The 25,494-nt window shown below is 58.5% G+C and carries 25 protein-coding genes, 1 pseudogene and 1 other annotated feature; of the genes and pseudogenes, 12 read left to right on the forward strand and 14 right to left on the reverse strand.

Features of this window, described 5'->3' with window-relative positions:
• Window positions 1-207 precede the first annotated feature (207 nt).
• The gene (locus LNV28_RS01100) at window positions 208-1,407 is read left to right on the forward strand and encodes a DUF3466 family protein (RefSeq protein WP_263516893.1); all 1,200 of its coding nucleotides are present in this window, start codon (window positions 208-210) and stop codon (window positions 1,405-1,407) included.
• 46 nt (window positions 1,408-1,453) lie between these two features.
• On the opposite strand, the gene LNV28_RS01105 is transcribed toward LNV28_RS01100, so the two are convergent.
• Window positions 1,454-1,789, reverse strand: a complete 336-nt coding sequence (locus tag LNV28_RS01105; RefSeq protein WP_263516892.1) for a type II toxin-antitoxin system RelE/ParE family toxin — start codon at window positions 1,787-1,789, stop codon at window positions 1,454-1,456.
• Window positions 1,786-2,052, reverse strand: coding sequence for a ribbon-helix-helix domain-containing protein (locus LNV28_RS01110; protein ID WP_263516891.1), 267 nt, complete (start codon window positions 2,050-2,052; stop codon window positions 1,786-1,788). Before LNV28_RS01110 ends, LNV28_RS01105 begins: the two co-directional genes overlap by 4 nt.
• Window positions 2,053-2,145: 93 nt before the next feature.
• Here LNV28_RS01110 and LNV28_RS01115 point away from each other — a divergent pair, with 93 nt between their 5' ends.
• The 5 genes from LNV28_RS01115 (at window position 2,146) to LNV28_RS01135 (ending at window position 7,927) form a co-directional block, all read left to right on the forward strand.
• Window positions 2,146-3,123, forward strand: coding sequence for a replication endonuclease (locus tag LNV28_RS01115; protein WP_263516890.1), 978 nt, complete (start codon window positions 2,146-2,148; stop codon window positions 3,121-3,123).
• Window positions 3,124-3,135: 12 nt separating this feature from the next.
• Window positions 3,136-3,414, forward strand: a complete 279-nt coding sequence (locus tag LNV28_RS01120; protein WP_263516889.1) for a hypothetical protein — start codon at window positions 3,136-3,138, stop codon at window positions 3,412-3,414.
• A gap of 376 nt (window positions 3,415-3,790) precedes the next feature.
• Window positions 3,791-5,155 (forward strand): tyrosine-type recombinase/integrase, encoded by a 1,365-nt coding sequence (locus LNV28_RS01125; protein WP_263568690.1) that lies wholly within the window; start codon window positions 3,791-3,793, stop codon window positions 5,153-5,155.
• 311 nt (window positions 5,156-5,466) lie between these two features.
• On the forward strand, window positions 5,467-6,876 hold the full coding sequence (locus LNV28_RS01130) for a cyclic GMP-AMP synthase DncV-like nucleotidyltransferase (protein WP_263568691.1): 1,410 nt from the start codon (window positions 5,467-5,469) through the stop codon (window positions 6,874-6,876).
• 61 nt (window positions 6,877-6,937) lie between these two features.
• Window positions 6,938-7,927 carry a CBASS cGAMP-activated phospholipase gene (locus LNV28_RS01135; protein ID WP_263568692.1) on the forward strand — a complete coding sequence of 330 codons (990 nt, stop codon included), beginning with the start codon at window positions 6,938-6,940 and terminating at the stop codon, window positions 7,925-7,927.
• A 40-nt stretch (window positions 7,928-7,967) separates the two neighbouring features.
• Here the strand turns inward: LNV28_RS01135 and LNV28_RS01140 are convergent, their stop codons facing one another.
• The 8 genes and pseudogenes from LNV28_RS01140 to LNV28_RS01175 all read right to left on the reverse strand — a co-directional run bounded on the left by LNV28_RS01140 (window position 7,968) and on the right by LNV28_RS01175 (window position 15,907).
• Window positions 7,968-8,441, reverse strand: a complete 474-nt coding sequence (locus tag LNV28_RS01140) for a Mov34/MPN/PAD-1 family protein (RefSeq protein ID WP_263568693.1) — start codon at window positions 8,439-8,441, stop codon at window positions 7,968-7,970.
• Window positions 8,429-10,057, reverse strand: a complete 1,629-nt coding sequence (locus tag LNV28_RS01145) for a ThiF family adenylyltransferase (protein WP_263568694.1) — start codon at window positions 10,055-10,057, stop codon at window positions 8,429-8,431. Before LNV28_RS01145 ends, LNV28_RS01140 begins: the two co-directional genes overlap by 13 nt.
• Window positions 10,054-11,262 (reverse strand): CBASS cGAMP synthase, encoded by a 1,209-nt coding sequence (locus LNV28_RS01150; RefSeq protein ID WP_263568695.1) that lies wholly within the window; start codon window positions 11,260-11,262, stop codon window positions 10,054-10,056. The genes LNV28_RS01145 and LNV28_RS01150 overlap by 4 nt, the downstream gene beginning before the upstream one ends.
• Window positions 11,263-11,500: 238 nt before the next feature.
• Window positions 11,501-12,208: a Cap15 family cyclic dinucleotide receptor domain-containing protein gene (locus LNV28_RS01155; protein WP_263568696.1), complete on the reverse strand. Its 708-nt coding sequence runs from the start codon at window positions 12,206-12,208 to the stop codon at window positions 11,501-11,503.
• Window positions 12,209-12,212: 4 nt separating this feature from the next.
• On the reverse strand, window positions 12,213-12,527 hold the full coding sequence (locus LNV28_RS01160; protein WP_263568697.1) for a hypothetical protein: 315 nt from the start codon (window positions 12,525-12,527) through the stop codon (window positions 12,213-12,215).
• A gap of 1,788 nt (window positions 12,528-14,315) precedes the next feature.
• On the reverse strand, window positions 14,316-15,086 hold the full coding sequence (locus LNV28_RS01165; protein WP_263568760.1) for a FecR family protein: 771 nt from the start codon (window positions 15,084-15,086) through the stop codon (window positions 14,316-14,318).
• 117 nt (window positions 15,087-15,203) lie between these two features.
• A pseudogene (locus LNV28_RS25050) lies at window positions 15,204-15,428 on the reverse strand (FecR/PupR family sigma factor regulator); the annotation flags it as partial.
• Entirely contained in the window at window positions 15,428-15,907 is a 480-nt protein-coding gene (locus LNV28_RS01175; RefSeq protein ID WP_263568698.1) for an RNA polymerase sigma factor, read from the reverse strand. The pseudogene LNV28_RS25050 and the gene LNV28_RS01175, both read right to left, overlap by 1 nt.
• Before the next feature lie 310 nt (window positions 15,908-16,217).
• On the opposite strand from LNV28_RS01175, the gene LNV28_RS01180 reads away from it, so the two are divergent.
• Window positions 16,218-16,478 carry a helix-turn-helix domain-containing protein gene (locus tag LNV28_RS01180; protein WP_263568699.1) on the forward strand — a complete coding sequence of 87 codons (261 nt, stop codon included), beginning with the start codon at window positions 16,218-16,220 and terminating at the stop codon, window positions 16,476-16,478.
• Between the two features lie 635 nt (window positions 16,479-17,113).
• A protein-coding gene (locus tag LNV28_RS01185) for an IS3 family transposase (RefSeq protein WP_102766725.1) occupies window positions 17,114-18,333 on the forward strand; the annotation gives its coding sequence in 2 pieces (ribosomal slippage) (window positions 17,114-17,402 and window positions 17,402-18,333; 1,221 coding nt in all).
• Window positions 17,392-17,508: a sequence feature (AL1L pseudoknot), on the forward strand. (Overlaps the previous gene by 117 nt.)
• Window positions 18,334-18,504: 171 nt before the next feature.
• Here the strand turns inward: LNV28_RS01185 and LNV28_RS01190 are convergent.
• From LNV28_RS01190 to LNV28_RS01205, 4 genes are all read right to left on the reverse strand, one after another.
• Window positions 18,505-20,625 carry a peptidase domain-containing ABC transporter gene (locus LNV28_RS01190; protein WP_263568700.1) on the reverse strand — a complete coding sequence of 707 codons (2,121 nt, stop codon included), beginning with the start codon at window positions 20,623-20,625 and terminating at the stop codon, window positions 18,505-18,507.
• Between the two features lie 738 nt (window positions 20,626-21,363).
• Window positions 21,364-22,164: a hypothetical protein gene (locus tag LNV28_RS01195; RefSeq protein WP_263568701.1), complete on the reverse strand. Its 801-nt coding sequence runs from the start codon at window positions 22,162-22,164 to the stop codon at window positions 21,364-21,366.
• A gap of 137 nt (window positions 22,165-22,301) precedes the next feature.
• Complete coding sequence (locus LNV28_RS01200) at window positions 22,302-22,628, reverse strand: hypothetical protein (protein ID WP_263568702.1); 327 nt, start codon at window positions 22,626-22,628, stop codon at window positions 22,302-22,304.
• Window positions 22,629-22,690: 62 nt separating this feature from the next.
• A complete protein-coding gene (locus tag LNV28_RS01205) occupies window positions 22,691-24,046 on the reverse strand; it encodes an HlyD family secretion protein (RefSeq protein WP_263568703.1) in 1,356 nt (451 codons plus the stop codon).
• A 573-nt stretch (window positions 24,047-24,619) separates the two neighbouring features.
• Between LNV28_RS01205 and LNV28_RS01210 the strand changes: the two genes are divergently transcribed.
• From LNV28_RS01210 to LNV28_RS25135, 4 genes are all read left to right on the forward strand, one after another.
• Window positions 24,620-24,829: a hypothetical protein gene (locus LNV28_RS01210; RefSeq protein ID WP_263568704.1), complete on the forward strand. Its 210-nt coding sequence runs from the start codon at window positions 24,620-24,622 to the stop codon at window positions 24,827-24,829.
• Between the two features lie 115 nt (window positions 24,830-24,944).
• On the forward strand, window positions 24,945-25,121 hold the full coding sequence (locus LNV28_RS01215; protein WP_263568705.1) for a hypothetical protein: 177 nt from the start codon (window positions 24,945-24,947) through the stop codon (window positions 25,119-25,121).
• A complete protein-coding gene (gene tnpB / locus LNV28_RS01220; RefSeq protein WP_263568706.1) occupies window positions 25,118-25,351 on the forward strand; it encodes an IS66 family insertion sequence element accessory protein TnpB in 234 nt (77 codons plus the stop codon). Before LNV28_RS01215 ends, tnpB begins: the two co-directional genes overlap by 4 nt.
• Complete coding sequence (locus tag LNV28_RS25135; protein WP_411969915.1) at window positions 25,320-25,454, forward strand: hypothetical protein; 135 nt, start codon at window positions 25,320-25,322, stop codon at window positions 25,452-25,454. Before tnpB ends, LNV28_RS25135 begins: the two co-directional genes overlap by 32 nt.
• Window positions 25,455-25,494 lie beyond the last annotated feature (40 nt).

The raw sequence follows: 25,494 nt of genomic DNA on the forward strand, positions 1-25,494 counted from the left end.
GAAGGGCCAATCCCTGGCCCGAAATCTCCAGGCTTGGCCCGCCATCGTCAATCTGCACCGCCCTGCGTCCAAACCCGCTGTCGCCGTCGAGGCGGCGCTGCTAAGGTGAAAACCGTTCGCAGCCCATAACGCCGCACGATGGCGGCATTGGGCGCTCTTTCTTTTCATTCACCTTCCACGAGCACGCAGCAGAAAGCACCCCGCCGCATGAAGCCCCAACACAGCCGCAACTTCACCCGCACTCTCCTGATCCAGGCCCTGGCCTTGGGCGCCGCAGCCACCTTCGCCACCGGCGCGCAGGCCGACGCGCCCAGCTACACCATCGTCGACCTCGGCGTCATCGGCAATGGCGAGTTCTCACAAGCCTTTGGCAACTCGCGCAACGGCAACTTTGTCGTCGGCCGTTCCTCCGACAGCCACGACCAGGCCTACCGCTGGAGCGCCCAGGGCGGCATGCAGGCGCTGGGCAATATCGACGGGCGCCAGTTCGCCACCGCCCACGGCGTCAACAACGCCGGCCTCACGGTCGGCGTGTCGGCCGCGACCTGGTTCGGCACCGCCCCCCTGCCCGTGATGTGGAACGCCAACGGCAGTGTCACTGCCCTGGCCCTGCCTGAGGGCTATGGCTCGGGCGCCGCCTTTGCCGTCAATGCCTCGGGCCTGATCGCTGGCACTGCCACGTCCGCTGAGGGTGACCGCGCCGTGCTCTTCAACGCCGCCACGGGCAGCGGCAGCGTGATCAGCGCCACCACGGCCAACGGCAGCTTCATGACCAATGCCTTTGGCGTCAACGACGCCGGCCTGGTGGTGGGCATCGGCACCGACCCCAGCGATCTCGCGCTCATCGTCGGCATGGTCTACAACAGCAACACCGGCGAGATGAGCAGCCTCGGCGCCCTGCCCGGCCACAATTCGGCCATCAACTTCGGCGTCAGCAACAACGGCTATGTGGTGGGCTCCAGCAGCATCTACAGCGGTGATGGCAGCCCCTTCATCTGGTCGGCCAGCCAGGGGATGAAAGCCATCCAACTGCCCCCCAACACCTCCAACGGCTCGGGCAGCGGCGTCAATGACAAAGGCTGGGTGGTCGGCAATGCCGGCGGCGAGTTCTCCATCCCGTTCCTCTACGCCGACGGCGCCACCTACACCATCCAAAGCCTGCTGCCCGCCGGCAGCGACTGGGACTTCAGCACCAACACCAGCGCCTCCGCCATGTCCATCGCCGACAACGGCAGCATCGTCGGTACGGCCGTTCATAACGGCCAGGTCCATGCCTACCAAATGACCCTGGTGTCCAGCGTGCCGGAGCCGGAGAGCTGGGTGCTGACCTTGGCGGGGCTGATGGTGGTGGGTGGGGTGGCGGCGAAGGGAAGGAAGGAGAAGGCGAAGAGCCTGGCGGCGGTTTGATCGCAGCCACTGAGCCTGGCAAGTTGTGGTCTTGAGCTTGCCAGGCTCAAATGCCCTCTTCTGGCACCTCTTGCATCCAGGCCGGTATGTCTCGGTGACCGTGAAGCACGCGCCAGACATCAATGTGGTCGGAACGCTCCACGTAAAACACGAGGTAGGGGTACTTGCTCAGCGGCCAGCTACGCAGCCCCGGCACATTGAGTTCATGGGCATATCGAGGTGAGCCTGTCGCCGGATGGCGGCCGATGTGGTCAAAGGCCTTTTGCAGCGCGTCGATGAAGCCTGAGGCCGCCGCCTGGGCTTGCTCACCCAGGTAATACGCCAGTGCATCGTCGATATCTTGAAGGGCCAGCTCGCGGGGCGAGACCGGCTTGAGCTTCACGATTTGCCACGCCGTGGTTTGTTGGAACCCTGGGTCCCCGCTTGAACCCGCTCACGCAGCGCGTCGAAAAAAGCCTCATCCACCGGCGCCGCAGGCTCCGACGCAGCACCCGCCAACAACAAGCCCCGCAGCATCAGGCGATCCTGATCCTTGCGGATCAGCTCGCGCACGTACTCACTGCTGGTGCCGTAGCCACGCTGGCCGACCTGCTCGTCCACAAAAGCCTTGAGCTGGTCGGGCAAAGAAATGTTCATGGTGCTCATGGGCGGAGCTTAGTGAATTCGGCTGAGTTTGGCAAATTTTGGCAAGAACTCACATTCAAACCGGCACACTCGATTCAACACCGTACCTGAATTTTGCTGCAAGACCTTCTGCAAGAGTCGCCAGGCAAAGGAAACAAGTCCGTACGAAAAATCAGTCAGTCCAGCGCGACCTATGGCGGCGCATCGCTTATGGAAACCCTAAAGCGATATGCATTTCAAGAATCCGGCGACGAGAAGGGCGCGAAGGAGCATCGCTGCGATTTCAAGCTAATTGATAAAACGCGCGGCACGGCGGCCGGCTACATCGCAAAGTACGTTGCGAAAAACATCGACTGCGAGCACGTCGGCGACGACCTCGAAGGCCGCCCAGCGACCGAAAGTGCCAAGCGTGTCGAAGCCTGGAGCAGTACATGGCGCATTCGGCAATTTCAACAGGTCGGAGGTCCGCCCGTGAGCGTATGGCGGGAGCTGCGACGCATCAAGCATCTTCCGGCCGACGCACCGTCACACCTTCAGCGCGCCCACCGCGCGGCCAACAAGCAGATTCAGAACGACGGCGACGAAACGGCAACCGTCGCATGGGATGCCTACTGCCGCGCCCAAGGCGGCGTCGACTGCGGTCGCAGCCCTGCCATCAAGCTCACGACGCGCGAGACTGAGACGCTAGGTCGCTACGGCGATGCGACACAGCCACGCGCCGCCGGAGTTGAAACCTGGGGGCACCATGACTTCGATGCAGACGGACTCGCGCAGCAACCAAGGCACTGGCAAATCGAGTCAGAGCGCCGCGTCTGGACGATTGAGCGCGCGGCCGTGCGCCGCCTGGACTGGAGGAGTTTTGATGCGGAGTCGGCGAAGCCGGCGCTGCCTCGGACTAGTGTCAATAACTGTACGAATCCTGCGTGTGAGGCCGCCCAGGCATGTGGTGCAGCCACATCATCTATACCGTGTGCGACACACGAGGGTGCCCAAAAGATCTTCACGGCGCTGGACGCCGAAATGAAACTGTTGAAAGCCAAGTTCCAGACCGCCCTGAGCAAGCGGCCGAAGGACGAATTCAAGCTCGGTTAAGGGAGAGAAAAGATGGCATGGTTGTTTCACGCCAGCGACCCCATGGGTGGCGCCGCAGGCGAAGCGTTCGCGAACACGCTGAAATCCCCGGGCATGCTGCCCGAACACGTTTTGGCGCGCGAAGCGATCCAGAACTCCGTCGACGCCGGCAGCGGCGCGAAGGTCGAAGTGCGCTTCCGCTCGAGCGTTGTGAAGGGGGTCAAGAAGGCAACCGCGCACGTGACGCGCGCAAAGCTCAAGCGTTGCGCGACCTGGGGTGGCGAGTCTTCACCGTTTGGGAATGCGAGCTGAAGGCGAAATCACTGACAGCATCGGTCACCAACCTGTCTGCCGCATTGGCCAGGGCGCTCCTCAAGCTCGCGAACTAACTCCGCCAGAGCGCCACCGAACCTACACGGGGTCCGATTCGGGGTCCGATCAGAACCGATTCCGCGCATCAATACGCACGTAAGCCATTGTCTTGAATGAAGAATTTTTGGTAGGCCGTGCAGGACTTGAACCTGCGACCAAAGGATTATGAGAACTTCAAATCTGGATTTCGCGAGATTTTCCGGGACGGATATATCCTTATTCATCAATAGGTTACGGCTAACAGCGTTCCAAGCTATCCCGTAGCATCCCCTCTAAAACTGGCACCAGACTGGCACCAGAAATTTGGGGGACAAAAATGAGCGGACTGGCACCAGCGCCTTTGGCGTTGACAAAACAGCTTCTGGCGCTGCCCGTCGGAGCCTTCATCACGATCGAGAAGCTGGAGCAAGGCGGCTCGTTGCAGGTGCGTAGATTGAGCACGGGCGCAGTCCAGTTTTACTGGCGCTACGCGAACGAAGGGCGCACGCACCGAGAACCGCTCGGGCCCTACGACCCCGTGTCGCCACCCAAGAAGCTGGAGCCGACTTCGCGTGGCTTGAGCATCGCTGCCGCCCGCGAACGGTGCCGGCAGCTATCGCTAAAGCACACGAGACTCCAAGGAGTCGGTGGCCTCAGGGAGGCCAAGGCCATTGAGCGCCGGCAGTATGTGGCCGACAAGGCGGCTGAAGCAACCCGGGCCACGCATTCGCTGGGCAAGCTGCTGGATGATTACGTTAGGCACCAGGCCACCCAGGGGCGAGTCAGCGCCCGCGAGGCCAAAAACCTCTTTGATCTGCATGTCGTGAAGGCATGGCCGACGTTGGCCCAGACGCCGGCAAGCGAAATCACTCAGGACCAGGTGATCGACATGCTGCGACGGCTGACTGAGCAGGGCAAGGGTCGCACTTCGAACAAGCTCCGAGCCTACCTACGGGCAGCCTTTCAGTGCGCTGTTGATGTACGCGTGACAGCGACGATTCCGGTCGCATTCAAGGCATATGCATTACAGGCCAACCCGGCAGCTCAGACGCGCCGCGATGGACGCTTCGACGGGGCGGACAAACGACCGCTGAGCGCAGAGGAGCTTCGTACTTATTGGAAGTTGATCGAAAAGCTGCCGGGGTTGCGCGGTCGCTGCCTGCGCATGCACTTGCTTACCGGCGGCCAACGTATCGAGCAGCTCGTGCGCCTGCGCTGGGCGGACGTACGCGCCGACTCGATCACCATCCATGACACCAAGGGCCGCCCTGGGCGAGGCCCGCGAGCACACACAGTGCCCATCATCAAGCCTGCCGTGCGCGACCTGCAGGGGTTCGAGCGCGTCGGCGACCATGTCTTCTCCACGACGAAGGGCGCCAAGCCAATCTCAGGCACGACCTTGTCGGGCTGGGCAGCACAGGCTGTCGGTGATGCAATTAAAGGTTTTCAGCTTAAGCGCGTTCGATCAGGCGTAGAGACGCTGTTGGCTGCGAACCGCATCAGCCGCGAAATTCGCGGGCACGTTCAATCGCATGGGCTTACCGGCATCCAAGCGCGGCACTACGATGGGCACGACTACATGCAGGAGAAACGTGAGGCGCTCGAGCTGCTGGCGGGTGAACTCACCGGCGGCGCAACGCGGTCCAAGGCCGCCAAGCCTCGTCGCGAAGCGGCTTCAGCGAGCCTGTGTACGACGCGCTAACCAGACACGCACCAATCGACAGTCTTACATTGCCATCGATGCCACCCAATAGCACCCTCGCCTTCAACTACGGCGCTTTTGTCGCCATCAGTTGCAGCCGTCGCCGCCACCGTAGTTGCCCAGACAGGTAGACGCACTGAGGGCGCTCCTCGCACGAGCAGCCAGCGTGGGGCGGCTGTGCTCGCCGAGGTACGGAGCGGCGGGTGCTACCGCAGTTCTTCGGGGGGAGCCGGGTCAGATTTCGGTGGAGGCGTTGCCCTGTGGCACAGTCGCAGAACCGTGTCACAGAGAGCACGAGGCTGGGAGGCCAAATGGGGAAAGCAGCTCGACTATTCAATGGCTCCGCTGAGCAGACGCTCTACGGACGAGTAACACCAACGCCGGAGCAGCGGCAGTTTCTGCAGGATCATTGGAATGCGTTGGCGGACCACCTAAAGACACGTTTGCCGGGCTGGGGCTATCCCATCACCACCTGGATTCAAGGTTCCTACAAGTACGGCACGCTTATCAAGCCCGTACACAAAGGCGAGGAGTACGACGTTGATGTCGGGGTCTACTTTTCGTGGGACCCAACGAAGGTCGATGTCAGCCCGACTGCGCAGCAATTGCGCGCTTGGGTACAGCACGAACTCGTTGAGTACAAGAAAGGTGTCGACGCGCTTGTGGAGGTGGCAAATCCACCGAAGGAGCGCTGTTCTCGCGCAATCTACAAACAGCAGTTCCACATAGACACGCCAACCTACCATCTCAATCCAGCAACTGATGCGAGGCGCCTGGCATGCCTATCAGGTGCATGGGAGCCCAGTGACCCCAAGCTTCTTTATAAGTGGTTCAGAGATGTAGTTGGGCCTGACAACCACGAACTGCTGCGACGGCTGATCCGATACCTCAAGGGCTGGGCAGCGGTTGCATTCGACGACGCCCCCAAAGCGCGTCCGAGTTCGATCTTGCTCACTGTGACTGTCGCTGAAGCGTTCAGCCAGATGTGGGGAGCCCGTTTCTTGGGTATTGCTGACGACGATGCCCTGATTGCGGTCGTGGCCATCATCTACGAGCGCTTGGCCAACGACAGCCGGGTCTTCAATCCCGTTGACAAGAAGGAGGACCTGAATCGAATTCCCGATGACTCACGAGAGGCCTTCCTGACGCGCCTGGCAGTCTTGAATGACGCGGCTCAAGCGGCAGACGCTGCCGAGGATGAGGCATCAGCAGCATTCGCCTGGGAAGGCGCATTCCTGTTCCTGATGCCGCTACCAGAGGCGGATGAGGTCGAAATCGTCGAACCGGCAACGAACCGAGCGCTCATGCAAGTGCCCGACATTGAGGTGCGGGTCTACGACCGTGAGGACGGCAACCTGCTGGCGACCTATCTGAACGAAGTGCCTAGCGTCGAGAGGGGGCGGTGGCTAGTATTTGAGCTCGCCAACAAGCATGTGCTGCCGGACTTCGCAGACATCTCCTGGACTGTTCGAAACGATGGCGAAGAGGCAGTCCACATTGGTGACCTCGGGCATTCTCGACGTGGAATCAACATGCATACCGCGAGCGAGTCCACGGCCTACCTTGGCAAACACCACATGGACTGCGTCATCAGGCTCAACGGGACCATCTTTGCAGTGCGCCGCCTGCCTGTTCACATCAAGCCAAATCAGCAAAAGCTCCTGGCCCAGGCGCAGCGTTCCTGGACCAAGCTTCGCACCCGAAAGAGCCGCCGCAGGTAGCAGAGTGCAACACAAAATTGAGAAGGCATCTTCTCCGAAAAGAACAGAGGGAGGTCGAATCGTGTGGAATGTTGAGCAGCCGTTTCAGGCATTGGCTTTGACCGGCGGTGGATACCGCGGCTTGTTCACTGCCCGGGCACTCCAGGAGATGGAGGATCACATTGGCGAGCCCATTGGCCGGCATTTCGACCTGACATACGGCACGAGCATCGGCGGCATCATCGCGCTCGCCGTTGCGTTTGAGGTGCCGATGAGCAAAGTGGTTCAGACCTTTGTGGATCATGGCGAGACGATCTTTCCGCCCAAGCCAACAGGCAAAATTGCTGCGTTAGCCAGCCTGGCGAAGCGGTACAAAGCCCCGCAGTACCGCGCCGATGCGCTTCGCGAAGTCATCACGAAGCTCATCGACAAGGACGCGACACTGAACGACGTGAAGCATGCTGTGGGCATACCGGCGGTCAATGTGACCGAGGGGCACCCCCAGGTGTTCAAGAGCAGGCACAAGAAGGAATGGACCCGCGATTGGAAGTTCAAAGCCGTTGATGTCGCCCTAGCTACTTCGGCCGCCCCGACCTTCTTCGAACTCGCCGAAGTCGGCGGTTGCCTGTATGCAGATGGAGGTCTTTTCGCCAATGCCCCGGACCTGCTCGCTCTTCATGAAGCAGAGCACTACTTCGGCGTGCCCTGCGAAGCAGTGCGTATGTTGAGTGTCGGCACAACCACCAAGAGCTACTCGGTCGCGTTCAGTGCTGGGCGCCAGTTCGGCATCAGTGAGTGGATGAGCGATGTGCGCCTTTTCAACGTCACTATCTCGTCGCAACAGCAGTTCGTTGAGCAGCTCATGATGCACAAGCTCGGCGCCCGCTACTTGCGGCTGGACCACCCACCCTCAAACGAACAGACGGCAGACCTCGGTTTGGACGTTGCAACCGAAGCCGCCCGCAAGACCCTGTTGGCCTTAGCGGCCAAAGCCACCTCGGACATCCTGGGTGAAAAGCTTGGCCCATACCTCAGCCACGTTCCGCAGATGCAGCTCGTTCGCGAGGGCTGACGCAGCACAGGTTCACGCTCCGCCGCCGTTCGCAGCATCGTCAAGCCACCGGCGCTAGCTGGTCGCGACCGCCGGTGGAGTGCATCAGCTCAACGTGCAGTGCGCGCCGCCCAACGATGACAGACAGCGCGGGCCGCTCATCGTTTCGCGCCAACGCGAGCTTGCGCCACTCGCGCAAGTCGATACCCGAAGGCGACGGAACATCTTCTGGATGCGTATGCCAGTCTCCGAGGTAGCGCGTAGTCCCCCCACTAGCTCTCCAAAGCCGATGAGCCACGGCACGGTGGCCGCGCGCCTCGCGTGAGAAAAACATGGGCCGCCGTTTGTCAAATCGGGAAGGCACTGTTGCATGGGTGATGAGCATGCCGTGGTCATGGACCGTGCCAAGCAGGATGCCGCCACTCTCTGGCCGGCGGCCAGTCTGCACATTCGCCTGAAACATCGCCATCACGGCGTCGGAAAAGTGCAGCAGCACTTCGCCGTTCTCGGAAGACCAGTCTGTCATGAATGGCATGCGAGACACCCTTCCTGACGAAGAGGCGTGCAGTCGGTAGTCTTCAGGGTTCGACTGCGATCAAGGACACGAGTCTGCAGCGTGTGTTCAAGTCGCCCTTCCAGCCATTCCTGCAGCATTTCCATCGTCAAACTTGCCGCTTGAATGGAGGCCGTAGCTGGGAATGGGACGAACAGGCCCTCGCAGCCGTGACCCTTAAGAACCGTCGGGGTCGGTTCGTCGAATACCTGGTACACAGCCTGCTGGGGCGGTTGCGAGATGCAGCGAGAGCATCCGTGCGCCGATGAGTGCTTCATCAGCGCACGAACGGCCAAACCTGGACCCTCAACCCACGTTGCCAGAACCGGGACCGCCTTGGCGTATTTCCACGTCAGCCAGTCTGTCAACGACTGGGAGCCGGTTGCGTCGATAAGCAGGTCAACCTGTCCAAGGTCCAGCCTCTTCACATCGGAAGGCATGAACTCGATGCTGGAGCCAGGCGACAGCCGCTCCAGTTCGCTGGCGAGCTGCACAGCCTTGTTCTTGAACAGATGCGGCATGCCAAGGCGATGGCGGCCAAGATTCTGAGGGCCAAGCCAGTCGCTATCGACCAATGCCAACCGCCCCCCAGATGTTCCGGCTCCCGCTTTGACAAGCAACTCTGCAAGGAAGCCGCCAATGGTGCCGCAGCCAACCAGCACCACTTTGAGCGCAGCAAGCGTCTTTGCCGCCCCAGGTAAGCTGCGTTCTGCCATGTGTCGGTCATCAATGCGAACGCAGCTCAGCTGCGTGAAAGCATGCCCATAGACCTCCTGCCGGAAGTTGCGAGGGTGACTTTTCCGTCGCACTGGGCGTTTGAATATGACACCAAATCCGTACATCAGAGCGGGCGAGTCAATGACGACCACCGCGTACTCGGCCCCAGTTCGATACTGGTGAATTAGTTTTTCCTCAAGTCGGCGGCGGCACGGAGGATCAAGCATTGCTTGCCACCGCAGCAAGGCGCCCACATCATTTGGTGGCCAAGCTTTCTGAAGCGGAAACGGCCGAGCCGTCGTTCTTACTCGAATGGTCGGGATTGCTTCCGGCTCGAGCGTGCCGCCCAGAGATTGAAGCTTCTTCTCCGTTCTCGCCTTGTTGTCCGTCACCACGAAATCAAGCACGGCGCCCTTTTTAACGACGTATGCGGGGTGAGCTCCCGGGGCATTACCCTGGATGTCAAGTAGGCAGGACACGGTGCCCCAGTAAGCAAAGAACTCGTCGACCAGGTCTCCAAGCAGTTCGCCAGCAAGCACCTGAGCAAGCACTTCACCAGCTCGCTGCAAACAAGCGAGCGTCTGGCCAATCGGGTCAAAAAGGTCCAGCGCGATGGACCCAGACGCGAGATAGCAGAGATAGCCACTTGCGGTCAGATGGGGGAGCAGCTTTGGCAGGTCCTTCGGCAACGAAGTGACCGTGACCAGAGGGATTTCGTCCAAGGCGCGTGGCACGAGAAACTCACATGCGTACCCAGCTCCACGCGCGTCGAGCTGGCCGGTGAACTTCAGCCACCCTTGGCCATGCCGTCCGACGTAAGTGAAGCCATTTCGCTTGAGCTGCTCGACATACGAGCTCAGCTCAACGCCGGTGATACTCATCCAGCGTGCGTGGAACCAACCAGCGGGGAAGGCCCCGCCTGGGCGGGCGTGGAAGCGATGACACCCGCTACTCCAGCCGCTGCACCGGTGGCCGTCGTCGTTGAAGCCGGTGCGGGGCTGACCTTAACTCGGTCAGGCCTGTTGGGGAAACGGTGCCCGAACTGCTGGCGCATCCAGATGACCCCCTGCTCGGCGTTGCCGGCGGCCAGCGTAGCCTCGAGGATTCCCGCCAACCCCTCATAGCTCTGAGCAGCCTCTTCGACACAGTCGCGGCCCTCTGCAGCGCCTGCCTTTCGCAAACGGTCAGTCAGCGATTCTGATTGATCCGTCGGGTGCTTGACACCTTTGCGCAGCGCGGCAGGAATTCCCTTGACGACGTTCAATAGAGCGGCGTCATCACGGCCTAGCTCCTGCTGGAATAGCGGTACGGCAACCGCCATCAAAAGCACCGAGGCGGGGCCGCCGGAAGCCCATTTGTTGTCGCGATACGCCTTCAGGTAGCGGACCACACGCCGCAGTTGAGGACCTTGCACTGTGACCTGGTCAACGAACCAATCATTCAGCGGACGCGGATCGGAGGGTTTCCAGTTCTCATCGCGGTGGGCCAAAAGAACTTGATCAAGCGGCAGCGCATCCCAGCGGTCGATGCGTTCGTTCTTCGTCACTGAATCCAATGTCATGGACTCCATCGCCATCGCCATCGACTTCTTCAGCTTCTCGAACTCATCGTCCGGAATCGCATAAAGCGGGACGTCTATATGGGCGAGAGTGCTGATGTGAATGCGAATGCAGGTGGGCTTCTCGCCTCCAAACTTCCAGCCCATCGCCTTGACGAGCGGCGCCAGCGCAGCCTCCGCAATCCTGAAGAACACTTCGGCTGCCACGCTCGGGCGCTTGGTCTGCTGGGTGACGAACGTCATCGGCAGATAGCAGCCGTCGTCGATGTCTGCCTCCTGCGGTGGCTGGCAGGGAGCATTGAGGGTCTTGTAGGCCCACGAGCCTTGGGTAAAAAACCGCGGCTGGGGTGCCTTGCCGAGCAGACCGAGCTCGGCGTACTTCAGCGGGATACCTTCACGAAGTGCGGCACGCACAAGGCCTTTGGCATTCTGGATTTCCGTCTTCTGCTTGGCGTCCAAGTCAAGATGGTCGAGCAGAGCAGTTTCGTTCGCGTCCGAGGTAAAGAAGAGCTGGCTCAGATTCAACATGGGGGATCACTCGTTTGTTTGGCCGATGGATAGCCGGCTCCGCGGTGTTCCTTTCACCTCGGTGATGGCTGACTTCAGACCCGCGAAGCGCCTCGAGCAACCCTTTGGTCATACTGCGCTGACCCCTCCCTGCCGTTCGCCCGCTCTGGCCTGATCGTGCGTTACATATGGGCGGGCGAACATGTCGCAACATAGAGTAAACCCGCACCCCAAAACTGTAAGCAAACCGAGGGCGTGGTCATGCCTTCTGTTTCGGGTACGCCGGTGCCCGTGCTGCAGCTGGGGTAGAGAACCTAGCGTCGTACAGACTCCGCACAGCTTTGAACGTGTCGATGCCATCGACATCGCGTTGAACAAAGACCAGTTCAATGGAACCGTGAGTGGGGGAGTCGGTCAGGTAGTGGCCCTTCAGCTTCGTGCCGCTTTCGATCAGCTTTAGCTCACCAGCGCCGGTTGTTTGCTTCCGCTCGGTACTCCGCATGATCTGAAAGCGGTACATGTATCGCAGGTGGACGGTGCTGTGCTTATCGTCAACATCCAGCGTCTCTGCCAAGGTGACGCTGTCCTGCCGCTCGGTATACGAAAGAAGCGAGTAGGTCAGGAAGGTTTGCTTGATGACGAATGCGATGGGGATGCGTTTTCCGACGCTCTCGTCATTTGACTCGTAGCTCGTGTCGAGATAACCGAACCAAACGCCATGGATGATTGGGCGGCCGGTCATCCAGGCCAGCCAGCCCCACGTCCAAGGGCGGCCGAACGCCCATAACGAAATCAAGCTGGTCCAGCTCATCCCGCTAACCAACCCAACTAGAAGTGCCGCGGTAGCGTCCGCTTTGAACACATAGTGGCGAATGAGACCGACCACGACCCCAATGACGATTGTGTTGGCGGATACGAACCAGAAGGCCTTCTTCACCTCCCCAGTGGACAAAGAGACGTTCGCCATCTTTCTAGTCTTTCTTGGCGGCATCAATGCCGCGGCTAAACAGGTGAATTTCGCCACTGTGCGACACGAGCCCGACGCACTCAATGCCGGGTAGCAGAGAGGCCAGCAGTGCAGCCATCAGTCGGGCCCCGGTGCCCTGGAAGCGCTGCGTTGCATCGTCTGGAATGGGGGGGGAGATGAACTGAGCCAGGTGGGTAAGCCGCCAGCTGTGGGCCTCCACGAAGTGGAATCCGTCGTGCAGTGGGCTGCTCATCACGGAGATGCGCGATAGTGCTTCTGCCAAGTCGACTTCGGCGAACTGGCCCGGGTCCGTCTTCATTGAGTTATCAGAGAGCTGTAAGTGCGGGAGTTGCGCCAAGCGCTCGTAGAAGACGACGCCGACGCCAGAAAAGTCTTCGCCTCGGAGATGTGCGATGGCTCGAAGAACTTGTTCTGCTCTACTTACCGAGCTGGCGTTGATTGCGGAGTCAGGGTTGCTTGCCATCGAAGGGGTTGGCGAAATGAGGGCGGCGCCCTCGCACACCATGATTGTCCAACGTCTGGTTGGCTGTCACGAGTTGGAACGCAGCACGACCGACTGTAGATGTCAGCCGTCAGCTGCAGCCCGGTTGATGCCGGGCGATGTGTCAGCCTTGGCGGCTCGTACGCCAAAGTGCAATGGTGCGCAGGGCCGTTGAAGACAAAAACAGCCTTGTCCAGGATGTCACTGCCAATCAGTCCCAAGTAAGGTGCGCCCGAAAACGGTGCTTGCCGGGCTGACACCACCAGCGACGGAATGTTCCATGCTGGCTGGCCGGCTTGGCCCATGATCGAAAGGGCAACTTCATACCTTTGACCAGGCTTGCGCCCGGTGATAGACGCAGCCCAGGCCGTACTGACGTACGGGTGTTCCACGGACGGATCAGTGACTCGTCAAGAACACGACAAAACGTAATGCTGGCCAAGCCTGCCGCCGCGTTCAACCACAGCGCAGAGGCGACACCCCACCCCGCCGAATAAAGCAAAATCCATACCCAAAATGTTAGTTTTCGCCAACTCGGGACGTCATATTCAATCTCGCACGCACCATTTGCGGGGATACGCATGCATGTGAAAAATTACAGGCAGCCGCAATATCTGCCATCCGCGCAACCTATCGCCGGCAACATCATCGTCCGACGAGGGCTTACTATCAGTTGTGCTCCCGGTGTGGGTCGTGAGTTCCGCCTCCAGGCCTGAGCGGCGGTAGCCCTGATCTAGGAGTACGTGGAGGGCTGTGTCTGCACTTCGGTGGCGGGAAGTCACCAGCGAGCGGGTCCGGATGCTGCACAGAACGGTGCTGCGGCAGCGCGGTATATCGTGGAACGCGCGAAATTTGAACCGATTGGTTCGCCCGGACTGCTAAGGCAGCTGACGCCTTGGTGTCGCGAGTTCAGAGTTGAGTGGCGGGAGTTCAGACTTAAACGGCGTTCAACAACAGTTTTCGACACCTTCGAAGGGGCTGTGGTCACGACGATGGCCGAGTTCGCTGCATGACGTCATTCCTAAACCGCATGCATGGCGGAGTCGCGTCACTTCTAACGGCATCCAAATGCTGGCGCTCCGCCTATCCTGCACTCAGCTGTTCGACTCTACATGGTCTTCAAATCTGCAGCCAGTCGCTGAAATTCGAGTCCAAGTCGTTGCATACGCCGAACTTTCAGGGCACGCGGAGAGTCAAATCGCTGGTCAACAGGCAGCCAGGTGACGCATGTGGACCAAAACCGGCCTGTAAGCGAACCGTATCCGGACCATATCCGACCCAAAAGCGATCCAAAACCGGCACGTATCCGACCCATATCCGGCGCCTATCCGGTACAGGTCCAGACCAGGGTGGAGCTTCGAACCGAACCCATTCGTGCCCAGTGCACGTTTGGTAGCCCAAGCGCGACATCAAGTCGGCCTGAACGGGCTCCGGCGGCCCGGCATCGGGCGTGGCGGGTGTCAGCGGTGCCGGTCTGGCCGAAGGCCTGTCCGGCACGGGGGCGCGTTCATGCATCGCATGAAGGCATTGAAGCCCCCATCCGCTGGCACGGGAGCGGGCCGCCTCTCCCCCTCTCTGCCCTGCTGCTGCACCAGCAGCATCCTTTCAGCGGGAGGCCAACTCCAAACGATCAGAGTGCTCTCTGACGTCCAAGCCATGCAGAGCCGCCACAGCTCGCGCAAAGCTCGTACTGTCGCCCGTCCTGAACAGGCCACTGACTCGCAGCGCCTTGAGCCTGTCGGCATCGACGATCACGATGGGCTTCGAGCTATAGCGGTTCATCTCGGCCACGGCCTCATTGAGGGTGACATCGTCAAACGAGGCCTCACCACGTGTCCAGGCCACAGCTCGGTCCAGACTTGACCGATCAACTCGCACCTTAGATATCCGTGAAGCAGCCATCGCGCCATCAACGCGCACACGCTCCCCAGCAGTCATCACGACCGGACCCGCACCAGCACCCGCCGCTTCGGCTACCAGACCTGCCGGAGGACGCAAGACAACCTGCCCCTCGATCAAGGTCACTTCGAGCGACGTGCTGATCCTGTGAGTGCTCGGCCGCAAGCGCACGAGAAACGCAGTTCCCGTCGCTTTGACCTCAGCTCCATTGGCAGTCACCAGAAAGGGGCGGCTCGCGTCCTTGGCCACTTCGAACAGCGCCTCCCCGGCCTCGACGAAAACGAGCCGCTGAGACGAACTCAGACTTGCCCGGACTTTCGTGGCGCTATTCAAAGACAGGCGACTGCCGTCCTGCAGCATCACCACCCGGTGCTCCCCCACTCCCGTGGCGTACACCTCTCCAGTTCGCCATGGCTGCAGCGCCAAGACCAGTACGGAGGCCAGCACCAGGAAAACCGCAGCCAAGGCCCATTGCATCGGCCTGGGGACTCTCAAGCGATGCCCTGAAACCCTTTTGGCGCTGCTCCAGCTGTTGGCGTAGGCACTGAGACTGAGATTCGCAACCTCCTGCCATGTCTCCGTACACCGTTCAAAAGCAAGCCGATGCGCGGGTGACTGGGCCTGCCAGGCCAAGCACTCGCGCGGCATAGCCTGCGTGCGGCTGGGTCCATGCAGACGTGCGATCCACACGGCAGCTTCGGCAGCGATGTCTGGCGACACCAATGGCGGAGGCCGATCCCCGGCCTCTGCAGCCAACTCATCTCGTCCACTATCCACGTGCCCGGCCCTGCCCGGCTCCGCCTCAAACTCAGCCACCACTACCAACCTTCCATCCAGCTTGTCAGCTGCAGGGTGGCCTTGGCGACATGCTTCTCCACCGTGCTGATGCTCAAGCCATGATTCTGGGCAATCTCATGGTAAGTCAAACCATCGACCCGATGGGACAGAAAAATATCCCGCGTCTTCTCTGTCAGGCGCCCTAACCCAAGGCTTAAGCGTGCCATGCGTTCACGCGCCAATACGATCGCCTCGGTGCCCGGAGCGGTGTCGAGCAGGACCACCTCATCCACCATCAGCTGCTCACCATGACTGACGCTACTACGATGGGCGTCAATAGACAGGTTCAGCGCGGTGCGCATCAAGAAGGCCTCGGGTGCGTCCACCACTTGCCCTTGCTCATAGCAGGCCAGACGGATCCAGGCCTCCTGCACGAGGTCATCGGCGTCGTCGCCTGTTCGGCCGCGGCGAATAAGTGCCGCGCGGACTCGCCTAAAGACAGTATGCAAGTTTGAAATCACAAGGGTTTGCCCCGTCTCTGCTGTACTGCCTTGGCGTCAGTACAGCTGAACCTGAAACCTACTGGGCGAATAGGGCAATTGAAAACTACGTGCCCGTCACGCCAATGCGTTTGGGTGACACAGCCTCGCCGCATGCGTCCACTCGAGACTTACCAGTGCAGTACGTCCAGTTTGGACATCACAAGTCACTTTCGGCTCCGATGAAAACGACTCCAGCAAGCCGAATGACTCACCCAATATTCCAACCATAGTTGGAGGACAAAATAATAGCAAATCAGCCCAATCGCTCCAACAATAGTTGGAGACCTAATTGGACTTGGCGATCACTTTCGGGAGGGTATTGCGCGATCTCCGCAAGCAGGCCGGACTGACCCAAGAGCAGCTTGGGTTCGAAGCGGAACTAGAGCGGAATTACATCAGCATGCTTGAGAGGGGCGAGCGACAACCAACCTTGACGACTTTGATGAAGCTATCCAAGCCCTTGCGGCGCCGGGCCTCTCAAATCGTGGCATTGGTTGAGTCTGCAGCGGCTAAATCGAACGGCGAATCGCCCAGCAAGCAGAAGGCCTGAGAGGTGGCACCTCATGTACTGTGTAGCGATCAGCTACGGCAATCCCAGAACTAGCGAGCTGAGCTGCATCAACTGAGTACATCCTCAATCAGAAACGCCTAGGTGAAGTAACGCTCAGTTGATAGTCGCCAGGGTTGGAGATCTCTTCCAAGCAGCCCCATCTTTCATGTTTCGCGCGGATTTTGATCCAGTCCTCGTCGATGCTGCTGCTCGTCTCAAGCCTAGCAGCAAAGCGTTGTTTTACAGCTTGACTTCGTCGCGGAGCTGGACAGCTGAAAAGTTCTAGCCGTGGAGTACGTGGGCAAGCACTTGCTGGGTACTGAAAACACGCGCGAGACGGCCCAGGTCGGAAAGCAGTGGCAGTCGAGCACCGCCGGCCGATGCCTCTTTCTTGGCGGTTTGGCTCGATGCCGACAACGTTGGGCGCAAGCTTGAGCAGCAGGTTGAAGACAAGATTCTGAGCCGCAAGGGCACGGAGTCGGAATGCCATCTTGGGACCGCGCGCAGACGCGACCTAGGAGAGCACAATCAAGAAGAAACAAGGAAACGTTTAGATGTTGACTCGCATTCACAGGCTGCGGAACTACTGAATCGCCCCGGGTTTCGAGGAGGCTCCAACTCTGGAGAATGGAGCCATGAAGAAGTCCCCGAAGTTTTCGCCCGAGGTGCGTGAGCGTGCCGTGCGCATGGTGCTGGAGCACCGAGCAGAACACCCGTCGCAGTGGGCGGCCATCGAATCCATCGCCGACAAGATCGGCTGCGTGCCGCAGACCTTGCACACTTGGGTGAAACAGCACGAGGTCGATGCCGGCCAGCGAGACGGTGTCTCGACTGCGGAGGCTCAGCGCATCAAGGAACTGGAACGAGAGGTGCGCGAGCTGCGCAAGGCCAACGAGATTCTGAAGCTGGCCAGCGCGTTTTTCGCCCAGGCGGAGCTCGACCGCCGCATCAAGTCTTGAAGGCGTTCATCGACCAGCACCGCCAGCAGCTTGGGGTCGAGCCGATCTGCCGCGTCCTGCAGATTGCCCCATCGGCGTACTGGCGCCACGTCGCGTGCCAGCGCAGCCCGGCCTTGCGCTCTTTGCGAGCTCAGCGCGATGTGCAACTGCTACCGCAGGTACAGCGCGTCTGGCAGGCCAACCATCAGGTCTATGGCGCCGAGAAGGTCTGGCGCCAGCTCAACCGCGAAGGCGTTGCGGTGGCGCGCTGCACCGTCGAGCGGCTGATGCGCCAACTCGGGCTGCAGGGTGTGCGCCGAGGCAAGGCCGTGCGCACCACCATTCCCGATCCCAAGGCGCCATGCCCGTTGGACCGCGTCAATCGGCAGTTCCGGGCCGAGCGGCCGAACCAGCTGTGGGTCTCGGACTTCACCTATGTCTCAACCTGGCAGGGCTGGGTGTATGTGGCGTTCGTCATCGACGTGTTCAGCCGGCGCATCGTGGGTTGGCGTCAGAGCAGTTCGATGCACACCGAGTTCGTACTCGACGCATTGGAGCAGGCGCTGTACGACCGCAAGCCGTCCGATGGCCTGGTGCATCACTCCGACCGCGGCTCGCAATACCTGTCGATCCGCTACAGCGAGCGGCTGGCCGAGGCCGGAATCGAGCCCTCAGTGGGCTCCAAGGGCGACAGCTACGACAACGCACTGGCCGAGACCATCAACGGGCTGTACAAGGCCGAGGTCATTCACCGGCGCGGGCCTTGGAAGACCAAGCAGGCGGTGGAACTGGCAACACTGGAATGGGTCGCTTGGTTCAACCATCACCGGCTGATGGGCCCACTGGGCCATGTGCCGCCTGCTGAGTTCGAAGCCAATTACCATCGTCACCGCGCTGGTCAGGCCGCGACCGCCTGACTTAAACCAACAGGCCTCCTCGGAACCCGGGGCGATTCAGCGTCCCAAGCAGCTCCTGCCCATGCCAATCACTGCCGCAGATTCTAGTAATCGGCTGTCTACTTGGCCACGGAGGTTACATCATCAAGCGCTGGAAACTGGTCATTTGGCTGCTATTCATTTGGTGAGCGACTATCCATGCTCAGCCTCCTCAAATGGGGGAACAGCTCTAGCGACCTCCTTCACGTGTCCCTCATGCACGATCACCACCCGCTGCGCGCCGGCAATCGTCTCTGGTCGGTGGGCGATGATCAATCGAGTAAGTGGCATGCGGCTCAAGGCAGCTGTCACTGCGCGTTCATTCTGCAAATCCAAATGACCAGTGGCTTCGTCCAGCGCCAGGACGCGCGGCATTTTGTACAAGGCTCGCGCTAGTAAAAGTCGTTGTTTCTGCCCACCCGATAGGCCTGAGCCCAAATCACCGACCAATGTCATGTAGCCCATCGGCATCCGGCAAATATCTCCATGCAGTTGCGCCAATTCGGCGCAAGCCTGGATGCGCGCTTGGTCCGGCTGCACATCAAAGAACGAGATGTTATCGCTGAGTGAACCTGTCAACAAAGCATCCTCTTGCATCACTGTACCGACCTGACGTCGAAAGTTCTGCAGGCCCAGATGGCGTACCGGAATGCCACCGAACAAAACCTCGCCTTCGCTAGGTTTAAGGAGACCCAGCGCAATCTTTAGTAACGTGGTTTTGCCAGCCCCCGAAGGCCCGGTGACGGCGACGCTTTCACCGGCTTCAATACGGAAGTTGGCATTTCGCAAAATCCAAGGCTCCCCCTCGCCGTAGCGAAAGCTGATCCCTCTGAGCTCGATACTTGGGGCCAAATGTTGCAAATCGTTGGTTGACACTTCGTCTTTCTCGGGCGTCTCCAAGACAATATCCGCCAAACGCTCCGCATGCAGGCCAAGCATCTTAAGTTCGACGGCATAGTTGATCAGGGCCGATACCCGGCCAGTGAACTGTGCCTTGTAACTTAGATAGGCGAACAGCATGCCCACCGTCATTGTCACCGCACCATTTTGCTGTCCAGTCATGATGAGTTTGGCACCTAGCCAAAGCACCAACAAATTCTCAAGCCCAAAGATGAAGGCATTCGCTGTCGAAAACCAAATGCTCATCTTGGCCGTGCGCACATCACGGTTTTGCACATCCACGATCAAGTTTTGCCAGCGGGCACGGCGCTCTTCCTCCCTGCCAAACAGCTTGAGCGGCGCGATGGCGCGCAGGGTTTCCAAGAAATGGGTGCTTTCTTTGGCAGCCACCACCAAGCGTTCTGCGGCGGCATCGCGGAAAGGCCGGTAGGCGGCCCAGCGCAAAAATCCATATGCCGCGACGGCCGCCACCGTAACTCCACAAAGCGTTGGCGCGTAGACAAGCATCATCACTAAAGCTGCGATAGCCATAAGACCATCAAGAACCGCTTCAATGGCTGCCGTAGTCAACGTGGCTTGAATGGCACCGACTGCTCCGAAGCGCGAAGTAATGTCCCCCAAGTGACGCTTCTCGAAAAAACCTACCGGCAAGCGGACTAAATGAGCAAACACATTGCCCATCCATTGCAGGGACAACGTTTGACCCAAGACCATCACCATCCAAGACCGGGCTAGGCCAATAGCAGTCTGAACCATCAGCAGCAAGCCGAAGCCAATCACCAGCACCGCCAGCAGGTCTCGGTCCCCAGAGGTCAGCACGTCGTCTACAACTAGTTGATTGAACAACGGCGCCACGATGGCAAACATTTCCAGCACCACGGCCACCGCAAAAATCTGCAAGAGTGAGCGCTTGAGCCCCGTCACCTTGCCAGTTAGAGCACGCAAAGACACTCGCGCTGCCGGAGCTTGGGACTTGAATTCTGCATTGGGGCTCAACTCCAAAGCCACGCCAGTAAAGTGGAGGGAAACCTCATTCATTGGCAGGCGACGTTCGCCTACAGCTGGATCCAGGATCACTGCGGCCCTGCCGCCTCTCACGACTTTCTTAAGGACGACGAAGTGGTTCAAGTTCCAGTGGAGGATGCACGGAGTTTGTAACTCACCAAGTTCATCTAGCTCCAGGCGTAAAGGGCGAGAAGAAAAGCCCAGGGCTGAAGCGTGTGAAATCAGTTGCTGCAGGGTCGCGCCCTTCAGGCTGACCGGAAACTTGCGGCGGAGGTCAGCCAGATCTTGGTGAAGGCCATGAGCACTACAAATCATGGCAAGGCTGGCAAGAGCGCATTCACTGGCTTCCGATTGGAATTGAGTTTTCATGAATTGAAGGCAATCAAACTTTGCAAGGATGGCCAGCACAAATCAACATGATGGCGAGGCAAATCTTGTTAATTAACAATTCCAAATTCATAATATTAGCCAAAACAAATACATGCCGATGAATCCCAATGAAGAACGCCATTGAAAGGACACCATTCACACGCTTTATTTGTATACTTCAGTCTTTGTATACCTCAAAACTCACACCAAAACTACCAGAAAAAGAAAACTCAATGATGAGCACCAACATGAAGGCAATCAAACTCACAATCCTTACGAGACAGAATTACGCCCCCAGCACTCATCGATATTGCGAAAAACAATCAAAAATCAATTATCTATTGAGGAAAATACTTTTTCAAATAATTTAGTCCGACAACGAAAATCTTCGGCAATCAGAATCAAAGCGCCTATTTTCTAGCACTCAGGCAAAAAGCAAACACCAATTTCACTCAGCGCCTACTCACAACAACTCCAGAGAGTTGCAATTCGCCAACAAAATCCGGTGCCTATTAGAGTTCCTACTGCCTTTGTTGCAAAAAAATAAGCGCACCCCCAAAAGAAAAATAAATCAGCAGTCGAAGTGAATGCTTTTATCAGAGAATCACCTTCCTTGCCGACTCAGATTATTTTCCCGGCCAAGATATTCGATCAAAGTTGTATTCTTGGACTGAAAACCGATGACAAGGCACCAGGGTGCAATGCTTGCAATTTTATTTAGCCTCACACGAGACCTCATTAATGAAGCATACCGGCGCTGCCACTAGTTCTCAATCGCGGCCAAGGCTCGCAATTAGGAGCACCAATAATTCCTCCCTCATACGTGTGAGGCGGCACACTCTCCACAAGTGCCGAATAATGCGCCTCGACGGGTGAAATTTCAAAAACAACGCCTAGATCTTTCAATACCTTCAGCGATGGGGCCCATGCCATTTTCTCCATTCCGGAGCAGCGATAAATTAAACCATCCTCACCCATAATATCGCGGGAGTAACTTTTAGGAGAAACCACTACAGCACCAAAGGCCAGCACATTACTTTCAAAGAATCTTTTTTTAAATCGTTCCTCTTCTGTTTTTGCTGTCATTGAAATAAACCTAATCGCCATAGGATCGATAAACTTCTCACCTTCCTCGAACGCGGATCTCAGAATGCTTCTTACATCACCATGGAAAATAAATCGAGTAGATGGGTCAACAAACGCCGGTCGACGGGGCAGCAAGAAGAGGTAATTTGCACAGGCCGACCCACACCATCCAGTTATGTGTACATTAATTCCTCTTGAGTCAAAAATGTCGACCAATTTTAGTGCCGCGACGGCATCTCCGCCTGGGCTACTAACGATCACACCCTTCACTCCGTCCCAACCAAGTTTCTCAGCCCCCCGAATCCAAGTTTCTGAAACAGTTCCTGATAATTCCAACAACTCAGCTTTCGTGTATTTTGAAACTTTCGCCTCATAGATCGTGCCGGCTCTCAGATTGCCAGTGGACGCTACCAGGACAATGAAAACCACAACCATGAGTTTAAACATTTCCATTGGGCCATTACCTGAAATTTATGCTCGCGCTGAGCGGATGGAATCCGCGGGAAAAATAGTCAAAATCATCAAGGCACCCCTCAATTACTTTCAGAGTGAATTCATTGAAAGGGGTGCAGATTTCTATTAGCCTTGAATCATGGCTGCATGCCGCTAGTCGTTTTTTCTGTCCTAATGGTGGTTACTTTTCCTCCTGTGCTAATAGTGACTGAAAGATTCCCCCACTTTCCTGCCGGCAACGTAAAACTTGCCGAGCCACTTGGTGCGGTTTCCACAGTCTCCCTGACAGTTTTTTCTTCGTATTTCTCCAGCCGCATCAATCGGTCCATCATCGCAGTTACAGTTCTGTAGAACTCATATCCGCCAGGAGTCCACTCTCCCCAGGAATTTTGCCCTGGCAATCTTGTGGCCGCTGCATCGCCGCCACTCACGACCATAGTTTCGTTGATCGATAGAATTTTCATTTAAACTTAAATCATTCGAGTACACCGAAAAGCGTCCGGCTCGCATCCACCACACCGGCTTTTCATCCCCCCGGACGGGACGAATGATTCGGCGATGTGATCTGATTCTTTGTTAGAGCAGAGACTGCCATTACAGGCTCCAGCACCCACTCCCAAATCGCTCGACGGTCTTGAATCACATCCGCATCCAAACTCATACCCGCTTTGAGTACATGCCTGCGTTCAAATGTGTTCATGTGCTGCTGCGCCAAGTTCACCGTGATGCGATACAGCGGCTCATTGCTCTGCGCCGCAGCCAACAAGGCCTGGGCTTGGCCAGCTGGTAAATCTTGAGGCGCGATAGGGGATTCACTGATCGCCACCACCTTGCCCTGAGCCATGCCGAATTTTTGAAACGGGTAGGCGGCATAGCGCAACCAGACGGTTTGGCCTTTTTGAACAAAACCGGTGGTGCGACTAGGGGCGTACAACTGCGCCTCCAATACAGCAGTTTCCTTTTCCAGTCCAACGCCAGCTGCAGCCGGTACCAAAGTGATCAAGGTTTGGCCCGCTTGAACGGTTTGGCCCAAATGAAGATTCAAGGCGCTCACTCGGCCCGCCTGTGCAGCCGTGAGGGTCAACCCGCCACGGGCCTCGTTTTCGGTGGCTTCCTGGCTGAGACTCGCAAGCCCACGGTCCACTTGTGCCAGCGTGGTGCGACCGCCGGTTTCGTTAATAAGCAGTTCTGCTTTGGTGGCTTGGATGTCACGCTGCAATGCAGCCAAGCTGCGCTCGGCATTGCGTTCGCGCAATTGCACGTCCATCAATTCTTCTTGCTTTTGCTGCAATTGCACTGTCGAGACAAAGCTGTCTTTTGCCAGTTCCACATACCGAGCCAAACTCTTGGAGGCCAAACCCGCCCGCAAGCGATTGGTTTCCAGTTCAGCCTGCGCTTGGCGCTCTTCGGCGCTCAAGCTACGCAGGCGATCTTGAAGAGCTTCTTTCCGCTGTCTCTGCTGTTGCTGGGCCAACAAACGCTCGGTTTCCAGACTTTGGCGGCGCTGCACCAGGGCTTGAGCATTAAGCAGCGCGGCATCACCCAAGCCCGTTGTTCGCTCACTCCTTAAACGCATCACTGGCTGGCCAGCAGCTACCCAATCACCTTCTTTCACCAGCAACTCTGTCAACACACCAGCTTGAGGTGCGTTTACGCTGAGCATCCCTGCCGTCGGCATCAACAAGCCGGGCAACTTCGCCTTACGGGTGATCTCGCCGTATTTAGCGAAAGCAACCAAGCTCAACGCCATTGCTAGTGAGACGCCGGTTACCCAAGCAAAGCTGAGCGGGCGCCCGATGCGTATGCTGCCCAGCCATTGCACTTGAGCGGCTTGCATTGCTTCGGCTCTGAACAGTGGTGTGTTATTGCTGTCGTTACTCACAAAAGACCCTCAAATTGCAGGTCTCTTTGGACTGCTGCCGCGGACTGTGCCATTTCGGCCCGATGCCCAATACATCCCTCGTTTGGGGGTGGCGGCACAGCGCTCAGAGCGCTCGTTATCAGTTGCGCGCGCGTAACAACTTCAAAATGCATCGTCAACTGGTAGAACTAGCAGGGCTAACTGTTCGGTCAAAATGATCAAGTGTCTTGCCTACGCGACACTTGATGTTTCCGTGCCAGCAATACGTTGGTTCAGCAAGGGACTGTCTTGTACCGGCGCAGCAAGGATCGCAAGTCGTAGTCGCTGCCATTGAGCCGGTTTATGGGCAGCAGACTTAGTTCCTGACAGTCTTGTGGGAAGTAAGGCGTGCAGCCCTAGAAGGCATGGCCCAAGGCTTACATCTGCAACGGCGCAATGCTGCCCTGGGCGGCCTGCCTCCCGAGCAGTTGCTGCTCAGGCAAACCACTGCCGCAGGTTCTGGCAATCGGCTGTCTACTTGACAAGAAAGCGTACGCCCCCGCGGCTCCATTCCAGCCTGACGATGTCCGTTTCGAACTGCGCCACGGCTACACGATGAACTGGCGCGACAAGCGCGGCTGTCGAGTGCGCGGCCTGGATTCACGAGCTGCTTCGATGATCCGCATCGAAGCCTTGTGGCCGGGCATGATTTCCCAGGCTATGCTGCTCCAGGCGAGCATCGACGTCAGAGCCATGGATCCGGCGCATATGGTGGGCTTGGCAGATGCGATCTTCGCTCGTATGCATCCGGGCATCCCGTCTTGAATTGACTCATCGAGGCTGCAAGGATCGTGTCCACCTAAAGCATGAACTGACCCACGGCATCAGTGCCAATGTAGTGCACCGATGGCGGCAACTGGTTCGCGAAGGCAAGGCGTCAGTGCCCGCGATCCCAAGTGGCTTCGTCCCGGTGTCGCTTGCGGCGCCCGCAGCGCGACCGCCTTCCATCGCTGACATCCAGGTTGAACTGCACCGCGGCGCCATCGCCATGACGATCAACTGGCCGACATCGGCGGCGGCCGAATTCGCAGCCTGGACCCGCGAGTTGCCGCGTTGATCCGCATCGACTCTATGTGGACGGCGGTCGAACCGCTGGACATGTACGCCGGCGCCCAGTATGCACTGGCCCGCGTGGTCAAGGTCTTCGGCGCTGCGCTTCCCCACACCGCCTATTTCTTCGCCAATCGTCGAGCCAAACACATGGAGGTCTTGGTGCACGGCGGCGTCGGCGTTTGGCTGGCTGGCTGCCCGACGGCTGCATCGCGGCAAGTTCACCTGGCCGCATAGCGTAGAAGGCACACTGAGCCTGAGTCGCGTGCAGCTCGATGCGCTCGTGCTGGGCCTGCCCTGGCAGATGATGGGCGAGGCTGGAGTCACCCGCGTGCTGTAGTGCAATTGCCGGAAGTGCCGATGCCTGCGGGCATCGAAAC

The organism is Paucibacter sp. DJ2R-2 (assembly GCF_025717675.1).
Taxonomy (GTDB): Bacteria; Pseudomonadota; Gammaproteobacteria; order Burkholderiales; family Burkholderiaceae_C; genus Paucibacter_A.

What these genes read in the sequence shown, in the direction of transcription:
- LNV28_RS01165 (WP_263568760.1), bottom strand. Translation starts at nt 15,086, where the DNA reads ATGCAATGGGCCTTGGCTGCGGTTTTCCTGGTGCTGGCCTCCGTACTG.
- LNV28_RS01125 (WP_263568690.1), top strand. Translation starts at nt 3,791, where the DNA reads ATGAGCGGACTGGCACCAGCGCCTTTGGCGTTGACAAAACAGCTTCTG.
- LNV28_RS01130 (WP_263568691.1), top strand. Translation starts at nt 5,467, where the DNA reads ATGGGGAAAGCAGCTCGACTATTCAATGGCTCCGCTGAGCAGACGCTC.
- LNV28_RS01195 (WP_263568701.1), bottom strand. Translation starts at nt 22,164, where the DNA reads ATGGAAATGTTTAAACTCATGGTTGTGGTTTTCATTGTCCTGGTAGCG.
- LNV28_RS01110 (WP_263516891.1), bottom strand. Translation starts at nt 2,052, where the DNA reads ATGAGCACCATGAACATTTCTTTGCCCGACCAGCTCAAGGCTTTTGTG.
- LNV28_RS01160 (WP_263568697.1), bottom strand. Translation starts at nt 12,527, where the DNA reads ATGAAGACGGACCCGGGCCAGTTCGCCGAAGTCGACTTGGCAGAAGCA.
- LNV28_RS01210 (WP_263568704.1), top strand. Translation starts at nt 24,620, where the DNA reads ATGAACTGGCGCGACAAGCGCGGCTGTCGAGTGCGCGGCCTGGATTCA.
- LNV28_RS01190 (WP_263568700.1), bottom strand. Translation starts at nt 20,625, where the DNA reads ATGAAAACTCAATTCCAATCGGAAGCCAGTGAATGCGCTCTTGCCAGC.
- LNV28_RS01155 (WP_263568696.1), bottom strand. Translation starts at nt 12,208, where the DNA reads ATGGCGAACGTCTCTTTGTCCACTGGGGAGGTGAAGAAGGCCTTCTGG.
- LNV28_RS01145 (WP_263568694.1), bottom strand. Translation starts at nt 10,057, where the DNA reads ATGAGTATCACCGGCGTTGAGCTGAGCTCGTATGTCGAGCAGCTCAAG.
- LNV28_RS01150 (WP_263568695.1), bottom strand. Translation starts at nt 11,262, where the DNA reads ATGTTGAATCTGAGCCAGCTCTTCTTTACCTCGGACGCGAACGAAACT.
- LNV28_RS01140 (WP_263568693.1), bottom strand. Translation starts at nt 8,441, where the DNA reads ATGCCATTCATGACAGACTGGTCTTCCGAGAACGGCGAAGTGCTGCTG.
- LNV28_RS01200 (WP_263568702.1), bottom strand. Translation starts at nt 22,628, where the DNA reads ATGAAAATTCTATCGATCAACGAAACTATGGTCGTGAGTGGCGGCGAT.
- LNV28_RS01100 (WP_263516893.1), top strand. Translation starts at nt 208, where the DNA reads ATGAAGCCCCAACACAGCCGCAACTTCACCCGCACTCTCCTGATCCAG.
- LNV28_RS01120 (WP_263516889.1), top strand. Translation starts at nt 3,136, where the DNA reads ATGGCATGGTTGTTTCACGCCAGCGACCCCATGGGTGGCGCCGCAGGC.